This window comes from Thiomonas delicata, from assembly GCF_900088825.1.
Taxonomy (GTDB): domain Bacteria; phylum Pseudomonadota; class Gammaproteobacteria; order Burkholderiales; family Burkholderiaceae_C; genus Thiomonas_A; species Thiomonas_A delicata.
Window position 1 is genome coordinate 1,596,269 of record NZ_LT592171.1, and the last position, 8,541, is coordinate 1,604,809.

6 protein-coding genes are annotated in these 8,541 nt (G+C 69.9%); 1 reads left to right on the forward strand and 5 read right to left on the reverse strand.

The genetic code is table 11. From position 1 onward, the window contains the following. Window positions 1-23 precede the first annotated feature (23 nt). From THIARS_RS17085 to hemC, 5 genes are all read right to left on the reverse strand, one after another. Window positions 24-1,166 carry an SLC13 family permease gene (locus THIARS_RS17085; RefSeq protein WP_094161932.1) on the reverse strand — a complete coding sequence of 381 codons (1,143 nt, stop codon included), beginning with the start codon at window positions 1,164-1,166 and terminating at the stop codon, window positions 24-26. Continuing rightward, window positions 1,147-2,358 carry a heme biosynthesis protein HemY gene (locus THIARS_RS17090; RefSeq protein ID WP_094161933.1) on the reverse strand — a complete coding sequence of 404 codons (1,212 nt, stop codon included), beginning with the start codon at window positions 2,356-2,358 and terminating at the stop codon, window positions 1,147-1,149. The genes THIARS_RS17085 and THIARS_RS17090 overlap by 20 nt, the downstream gene beginning before the upstream one ends. Beyond that, a complete protein-coding gene (locus THIARS_RS17095; RefSeq protein ID WP_245845964.1) occupies window positions 2,358-3,527 on the reverse strand; it encodes a uroporphyrinogen-III C-methyltransferase in 1,170 nt (389 codons plus the stop codon). Before THIARS_RS17095 ends, THIARS_RS17090 begins: the two co-directional genes overlap by 1 nt. Before the next feature lie 93 nt (window positions 3,528-3,620). Next, window positions 3,621-4,463, reverse strand: coding sequence for a uroporphyrinogen-III synthase (locus THIARS_RS17100; RefSeq protein ID WP_094161934.1), 843 nt, complete (start codon window positions 4,461-4,463; stop codon window positions 3,621-3,623). Between the two features lie 9 nt (window positions 4,464-4,472). Then, a complete protein-coding gene (gene hemC, locus THIARS_RS17105) occupies window positions 4,473-5,450 on the reverse strand; it encodes a hydroxymethylbilane synthase (RefSeq protein WP_094161935.1) in 978 nt (325 codons plus the stop codon). Window positions 5,451-5,637: 187 nt separating this feature from the next. Here hemC and ppc point away from each other — a divergent pair, with 187 nt between their 5' ends. Next, window positions 5,638-8,463, forward strand: coding sequence for a phosphoenolpyruvate carboxylase (gene ppc / locus THIARS_RS17110; protein ID WP_094161936.1), 2,826 nt, complete (start codon window positions 5,638-5,640; stop codon window positions 8,461-8,463). Window positions 8,464-8,541 lie beyond the last annotated feature (78 nt).

The window sequence follows — 8,541 nt, forward strand, 5'->3', positions numbered from 1 at the left end:
TGGCATGCGGCGACGGATCCGGCTCAGGCAACCCAGCGCAGCACCAGCCACACGAGCGGCGCGCACACCAGCAAGAACGGCACGCTGATGCGGTGGAACCGTGCCAGAGAGCCGGGACTGCCCTCCAGACGCAGGGCGATGAGATTGGCCAGCGATCCGATGCCCAGGCCGAATCCGCCCACATTGACCGCGGCCGCCAGGAGCATGACGTCGTGCGCGCCATGCTCCAGGAGCACGGTGGCCGGCACATTGCTGATGACCTGCGACAGCGCGATGGCCGCGATATACAGCACCCCGGGTTGCTGCAGGCCGAGGCCCTGCACGGGCAGAATCTGCGCCAGGTGGCCGAGGCCCACGAACATCGCGGCGAACGTCGCCAGCAACATCCAGTCGACGCGTTGGAGAACCTCGCGAAACATGACCGCGAACACCGCCAGGACCAAGGCCGCGGCGCCTTGCGCATGATGTCCCTGCAACAGCCCGACCACGACCAGCAGCAACAAGCCGGCCGTCACGCCCAGGGCGGGACGCGGCAGGGCCTCGGCCGCGGTGCGCGCCGAGGTTTGCAGGGTCAAGGTGCGGGCGTCGAACATGAACCACACGAGCGCCAGCAACAAGGCCAGCATGACCGCGAAAGTCGGCAGCAGGTGCAGCATGAACCCGGGCATCGACAGGCCCGAGCGTTGCCACAGCAAGAGGTTCTGCGGGTTGCCGATGGGGCTGAGCGTGGAGCCGGCGTTCACCGCCAGGGCCTCGAAGATCACCAGGCGCTGCACCGGCAGACGGGCTTCCCGGCCGAGCGCCACCGTCAACGGCACCACCAGGAACAGGCTCACGTCATTGGTCAGCAGCATGGCCAGCAAGGCCGACGCCAGCACCAGCAGCAGCGCAAGCCCGCGCAGGCTCCGCGTGCGCAGGGCCGTGTAGCGCGCCGCGCGTTGCACATAACCGCTGGCGCGTATGCCCTCCACGGTGACGAGCAGGGCGGCGAGACCCAGCAGCGTCGGCAGGTCGAGCCAGTTGCGGTACAGGGCCCATGGACGGGGATCGGCCAGCGCCAGGAACAGCGCCAGCAAACCGAAAACCCCCAGCAGGCGCTCTCGTCTCAGAAAGCCGCGCAGGCGGGAAAGAAGCCCGCGCACGATCTCAGGCGTGAGTGCCGGCATCCTCACCCGAGAGGTCGAGCGCGGCCAGGCGCCAGTGGCGCCCCGCCTGATCCTCGCGCTCGATGCGCTCCTGCAGACGCGCCAGGGCGGTGTGGACGCTGCCACGCAGGCGGCGCTCGTCAGGTTGGCACAGCTCGAGCGCCTTGCTCAGATACTGCTGCGCCTTGCCCCAGAGTTCAAGCTCGATACAGGCTCGCGCGGCCAGGAACACGGCTTGCGCCTCCTGCGGCCAACGGTCGACCCAGGCCTCGGCCTGCGCGACGAAACCGGCATCGATCCCGGCCAGCATGCCGCGCAGCGCGGGCATCAGCGCGGCCGGTTCCGCGCTCGGCACGCGCAGGGCCTCGATCAGCAGGGCGCGCGCCTGGGCCATATCGCCGGCCAAGGCAAAACCGCGGGCCCCGGCCACCGCGATCTGGGCATCGAGACGCAGCGCGACGTCGAAAGACTTCCAGAGCCGGCGCAAGGTCTCGGCGTCGTGGTTGGCCTGCCGGATCAATCCGAGCGCCGCGCCATGGATCATCGCCTGGGCCGCGGCCTCGTGCAGGCCATGATGCTTGCGCAAGGTCATGGCCAGCCGCATGACTTCGGCGTGGTCCTGCAACGCCCGCGCGGCCGCAAGCGCCAGACGCATGGTCTGCGTGCGGCGCTGCATGCCGCCGGAGAGGGTGCGCAGGACATTCTGTGCAGCTCGCGCGTCGCGCGCCTCGATCTGCCATTCGGCCTGCAGCAGGGCGCCGGTTTCGCGCGCCGCGGTCGGCAGGGCTTCGAGATAGGCGTCGCGCCGCTCGTAGGCCTGCATGGCCTGGGCGGCCTGGGCGGCGGTGAGCAAGGCGCCGGGCTTGAAGTTTTCCGCCTCGGCGGCCCTTCCCGCGGCGCGTTCGGCGCGGCGGAAGCGGCCGCCCTGCAGATGCATGATCGCTTCATGCAGCGCCGTCGCCGCGACCTGCAAGCGCCTGCGCGAGCGGAACAACGCGGCGGCACGCGGCAATCGCAGCAGCAGGGTGAAAGCCCGGATCGCGATGTAGAAAAGCGCGAAACTCGCCAGCACCAGGAGCGCGGCCAGATTCAGCGACAGGTCGATGCGATAGGGCGGCAGAAAAATGGCGACATTGCCCGGCCGGCCGCTCGCCGCCATGGCCAGCAATGCCGCGGTCAGCCCCAGCGCCACGACCCAGGCGAGCCAGCGCATCAGCTACTCCCCTGGCCGAGATTGGCCAGCACCGCCAGGGACTGGAGATTGGCCGCCGGCTGGGCCGCGAGATCGATTTGCGCCGCCTGGCGCGCGAGCGCCAACGCCATTTGGGTGCGAGGCTGGCGGACATTGAAGTCCGCATGCAGCGCGGTGTCGATGCCGCGCATGTCTTCGCGGTAAGCCGAGGCGTTGCGCGACAGCAGGTCGAGCCGCGCGTTGAGCACGCGCAGCTTCAGGTTTTCGCGGAGGTAGTCGCTTTGCTGGGGTGACATCAGCAGCATGTCGGGGTGATCCACCTTGGTGATGGTCACGAGTTGGCGCACTTCGAGCCAGGCGGCATGGGCCCAGCGGCCCAGCCAGGGCGCCCAACGCGGACCTGTCGGTTCATGCGCGGGGGCCGCCTGCTCCGCCGGCGCATGCCGGCCTTCCAGCGGCGCCGCCGAAGACAGCGGCTGCAGGCCATCGACCAGGGAGGCCAGTTCGTCCAGACGTTGCGCGGCGGCTGGAATATCGGGCGCCACGCTGCTCTTGAGTCGGCTCAGGTCGAGCTGCACGGCGCGCAGCACCATGGAAGCGCGCGGATTGCCCTGGGCGCGCTTGAGCCGCGTTGCCGAGGATTCGAGCGTGCTGACCAGCGGCGCCAGGCTGCCGGTGAGCTGGGCCTGTTGCTGGGCCAGGGCGATAAGCTCGGCGGTCTGGCTGAGGAAGGCGTCGTCCCGGCTCTTGGCAAAGTCCTGGTAGATCTGCTGCAGCGCCTGGCGCTGCGCCGACAGGTCTTGCTCGTGCGCCTGCAGCACGGCCACGCGGGCGTTGAGGTCGCGCGCCGCGTCGGCCGTCTGTTTGGCAATGGTGCGCGCCTCGATGGATGCGGTCTCGGCGCCTTGCAGGCGGCGCGCGATTTCGGCCTGGGTCGCATAAAGCCGTCCATTCAGCCACCAGGCCACGGCCAGCACCAGCACGGCGAGAGCCGCCACGGCCAGCCACAACAACCCCACCCTGGGCTGGCCCGTGGCGTCAGGCCGAGCGATCTCCGACGCGTCGACGCTTTCGTAGGGCGGGCTGGACGCTGCCCGCATGGTCGCGGACACGGCCGAGCCGGTGCTGGAACCCGCAGGTTCCGGCAGCGATTCAGGGCCCTGGGCTGGGGTGGGAGTCGGCTCGGACATGCGCTGATTCTAGGGAAGCTTGAAAGCTGCGGACGGCCAGGGTCATGCCGAGGCGGTTTTGGCTCTCCGGCGGTTGTTCCGCGCACCCGCGGTTCAGGCCTTCGCATCCCGGTGCAACGCGGCGACGATGGCCTCGGTCTGCGGCGGGCAGACCTCGACGCGGCCAAAGCCGGCTTGCCGCGCCGCCTCCGCGATGCGGGCGTGCGTGGCCAGGGCGCGCTGGTTCGCCAGCCCTGCGGCCGGGTCCATGCCCGCGGCGCGCAGCAGGCCTTGCAGATTGCGCACGCCTTCGGACGCCGTCAGCAACCAGGACGCGGGGCTGTCCAGCAGCTCGCGCAAGGTCTCGAGCGTGACCGGGTCGGTTTCCGGGGGCTCGCGGCGATAGACGTCCACCCGCAGCACTTCGGCGCCTGCGGCCTGCAGCGCCTCGGTCAGCCAGTCGCGGCCGTTTCCGCCCCGCAAGATGAGGACGCGGGCGCCGGCCCAAGCGTCCGCGCGCAGGCTCCGCAGCGCGGCCCACAGTCCCTCCGAATCCGCCGCTTGGGCAGGCGCGCAGACGATGCGCAGCGATTCGGGCGCCTGCCCGCGCGCCCGCAGCGCCTGCTCGAATGCAACCCGGCTGCCGGGTCCGAGCAGGCCCACGGCGCAGGTTTGCGGCCAAGGACCTTGCAGCATGGCCAAGGTGGCCTGCACCGCGGCGGGGCTGACGGGGATCGCCAGATCGAAGTCAGCCAGCCTCATGAGAGCCTGGGCGGCCGGCGCCGGCGCGGCGGGAGGCAGGATGCGGATGAGCGGGAAAGACCGCAGCGCAATGCCGCGGGCGCGCAGTTCGCGCTCGCGCGCGTCATCCGCGTCGTCGTCTTGCGCGCCGCGGCGCGGGCGGGTGATGACGAGCACGGGTCCGCGGCGGATATCAGGCCGATCGGCCGTCGCCATGCCGCACGCTCAGCTTGCCTCGAGCTGGTCGAGCAAGGCCTGCGCACCCTGCTCGCGCAGTTGCCGCGCGGCTTCCAGGCCCAGCGCGTCGGCCTGCGCGGACGTGGCCACGGTTGCCGCCACCTCCGCACGCAGCATGCGGCTGCCATCCGGCAGTCCGAGCAACGCGCGCAATTCCAGGGTCTGCCCGGACCACTGCGCATGCGCCCCCAGCGGCGTGCTGCAGCTGCCGCCCAAGGCGCGCGCCACCGAACGCTCGGCCAGGGCGCAAAGATGCGTGGGAGCATGGTCCAGCGGCGCCAGCATGACGGCCATGTCGGCACGGTCCGCACGTATCTCGATGCCCAGCGCCGCCTGGCCCACGGCGGGAAGCAGCTCGGCGGGGTCGATCAGGGCCCGGATACGCGCCTCCAGGCCCAGGCGTTTGAGTCCGGCCGCCGCCAGCACGATGCCGTCGTACTGACCTTCGTCGAGCTTGCGCAGGCGGGTGTCCAGATTGCCGCGCAGCGGCATCACGCGCAGGTCGGGGCGCAGGGCGCGGATCTGCATCTCGCGCCGCAGGCTCGACGTTCCCACCACCGCGCCCGGCGGCAGCGCGGTGAAGTGCGGGGCGCGCTCGGACACCCAGGCATCGCGCGGGTCTTCGCGCTGCATGATGACGGGCAGCGCGAACCCCGCCGGCAGCACCATGGGCACGTCCTTGAGCGAATGCACGGCCAGGTCGGCCTCGCCGCTTTCCAGCGCCAGTTCCAGCTCCTTCACGAACAGGCCCTTGCCGCCGACCTTGGCTAGGGTCTTGTCGAGGATCTGGTCGCCGCGCGTGGTCATGCCGTCAAGGCACACCCGGCTCGACGGATGGAGCGCCTGCAAAAGGGCTTGCACATGCTCGGCCTGCCACATGGCCAGACGGCTCTCCCGGGTGGCAATAACCAGGCGGGGAGGAATCGAAGGGGGGGCAGATGATGGGATCGTCGCGGCGAGATTCATCGGGAAATCGTAGCAGTGGCAACAGGTCATGGCATGACGGAAATTCGCGCCCGCGCAATGTGCATGCGCAAGCTCGCGGCCCGGGGCTTCCACCGGCACCACCGGCTGATAGCATGAAACGTCCCGCTCCCTACCGCCGTTGCGCACCGCATTCCTCTCTGCCAGTCGCCTCGCCAGCCGCTCCGCCATGTCCAACCGCCCCGCCGACCCGCATTCCGATATCGCCCTGTTCGACGACATACGCCACCTCGGCCGCCTGCTCGGCGACGTGATCCGCGAGCAGGAAGGGCAGGCCATGTTCGACGTCGTGGAAAAAGTCAGGCAATTGTCGGTGGCCTTCCACCGCGAAGGCGACGCCAAGCAGCGCCGCGCCCTCGACAAGCTGCTGCAAGGCCTCACGCGCGACCAGGCGGTCAGCGTGATCCGGGCCTTCAGCTATTTCTCCATCCTGGCCAACATCGCCGAGGACAGGCATGCCTTGCGGCGGCGCAAGGCCCACGAACTGGAAGGCGGCAAGCCCCAGCCGGGCAGCGTGCGCGCTGCATTGGACAAGCTGCGCAAGGCCGGCTTCGACGCGCAGCAGATCGGCGATTTTTTTGCTCGCGCGCTCATCTCTCCCGTGCTCACGGCCCACCCGACCGAGGTGCAGCGCAAGAGCCTGCTCGACGCCGAACGCGTGATCGCCCGCCTGCTGGCCGAGCGCGACCAGACCCAGCCGCCGCGCCGGCTGCGCGACATCGACGCCGAACTGCGCGCACGCATCACCCAGCTGTGGCAGACGCGGCTGCTGCGCTACACCAAGCTGCGCGTCTCCGACGAGATCAAGAATGCGCTGTCCTATTACGACAGCACGTTTTTCAGCGAGGTGCCGCGCCTGTACATCGAGCTGGAACAAGATCTCGACGAACTCTTCCCGCGCGCGGACGGACAGCCCTGGCGCCTGCAGCCCTTCTTCCGCATGGGTCACTGGATCGGCGGCGACCGCGACGGCAACCCTTTCGTCACCGCCGAGACCCTGGCCTACGCCCTGCGCCTGCAGGCGCGCACGGCGCTCGAGCACTACATCAACCAGGTGCATGCGCTGGGAGCCGAACTGTCGGTCTCGCTCATGCTGGCCTCGGCCAGCCCCGAGCTGCTCGCGCTGGCGGAAGCCTCGCCCGACAAATCCGAGCATCGTCTGGACGAGCCTTATCGCCGCGCCCTCATCGGCGTGTATGCGCGCCTTGCCGCCACGCTGCGCAAGCTGGGCGGCGCCGAGGTGCTGCGCCACGAAATGGGCCAGGCCGAACCCTACCCCAATGCCGAGGCCTTCGCCTACGACCTGCGCACGGCGCGCGATTCGCTCGCCGGCCACCACGCCGAGGCCCTGGCCCGTCCGCGGCTCGACCCGCTGATCCGCGCCGTGGAGGTGTTCGGTTTCCACCTCGCCACGGTGGACCTGCGCCAAAGCTCGGACAAGCACGAGCAGGTCGTGGCGGAGCTGCTCGCCACGGCCCGCCTGTGCCCCGACTACAGCGCGCTGGACGAAACCGCGCGCATCGAGCTGCTGCTGCACACCCTGCGCGACCCGCGCCCGCTGCGGGTGCCCGACGCCAGCTATTCCGACTGGACATGCTCCGAGCTGGCCGTGTTCGAGCAGGCGCGCCAGGCACGCCGCCTGCTGGGCGAAGACGCCATCCGCCAGACCATCATCTCGCACACCGAAAGCGTGAGCGACCTGCTCGAGGTGCTGGTGCTGCAGAAAGAATGCGGCCTGTTCCACGGCACCCTGGGCACCGAGGGCGCGAGCGCCGAGCTGCTGGTGGTGCCGCTGTTCGAGACCATCGACGACCTGCGCAATGCGCCCGACATCATGCGCGGCTTCCACGCCCTGCCGGGCATGCCCGAACTGGTGCGGCAGTCCGGCGCGCTGCAGGAAGTCATGCTGGGCTATTCCGACAGCAACAAGGACGGCGGCTACTTCACCTCCAACTGGGAACTGCACAAGGCCTCGGTCGCGCTGGCCGAGCTGTTCGCCCAGCTCGGCGCCGAACATGGCATCCGCCTGCGCCTGTTCCACGGCCGCGGCGGCAGCGTGGGCCGCGGCGGCGGACCCAGCTTCGAGGCCATCCTCGCCCAGCCGGCGGGAACCGTGGGCGGCAGCATCCGCCTCACCGAGCAGGGCGAGGTGATCTCCAGCAAATACGCCAACCCCGAGATCGGCCGCCACAACCTGGAAACCCTGGTGGCCGCCACCCTGGAAGCCACGCTGCTGTCCGCACGCGGCAAGAGCGGCGACACGCCACCACGCCAGGGCGTACGCACCGGCGCGCCGCAGACCTTCCTGCAGGCCGCGGCCGGCCTGTCGCAAGTGGCCATCGCCACCTATCGTGACCTGGTCTACGGCAACCCGCGCTTCGCCGAGTATTTCTACGCCGCCACGCCCATCAGCGAAATCGCCGGCCTCAACATCGGCAGCCGGCCGGCGTCGCGCAAGGCCAGCCAGGACATCGCCGACCTGCGCGCCATCCCCTGGAGCTTCTCCTGGGGCCAGTGCCGCGTCGCCCTGCCCGGCTGGTTCGGCTTCGGCTCGGCCGTCGAGCAGTTCATCGCAGCCCACCCGGAAAACGGTGCCGAGCTGCTGGCGCGCATGCACAAGCAATGGCCCTTCTTCCGCACCCTGCTGTCGAATATGGACATGGTGCTGGCCAAGACCGACCTGGCCGTGGCTTCGCACTACGCCCAACTGGTGCCCGACGCGCGCACCCGCAAACAGGTGTTCTCGGCCATCGCGCAGGAATGGGAGCGCACCGTGCGCGCCTTGCAGCGCATCTCCGGCGAGACGTCCTTCCTGCAGAGCAACCCCACGCTGGCGCGCTCCATCCGCGCCCGCTTCCCCTACATCGATCCGCTCAACCACCTGCAGATCGAGCTGTTACGCCGCTTCCGCGAAGGCCAGACCGACGAGCGCACCAAGCGCGGCATCCATCTGAGCATCAACGGCATCGCGGCGGGGCTGCGCAACACGGGCTGATCGCACCGGGCCGCGGCGCGCGGCGGCCTAAGAAACCCCTAAGTCCCCGCTCCTAGGCTGCGGTTCACGCCAATCCGG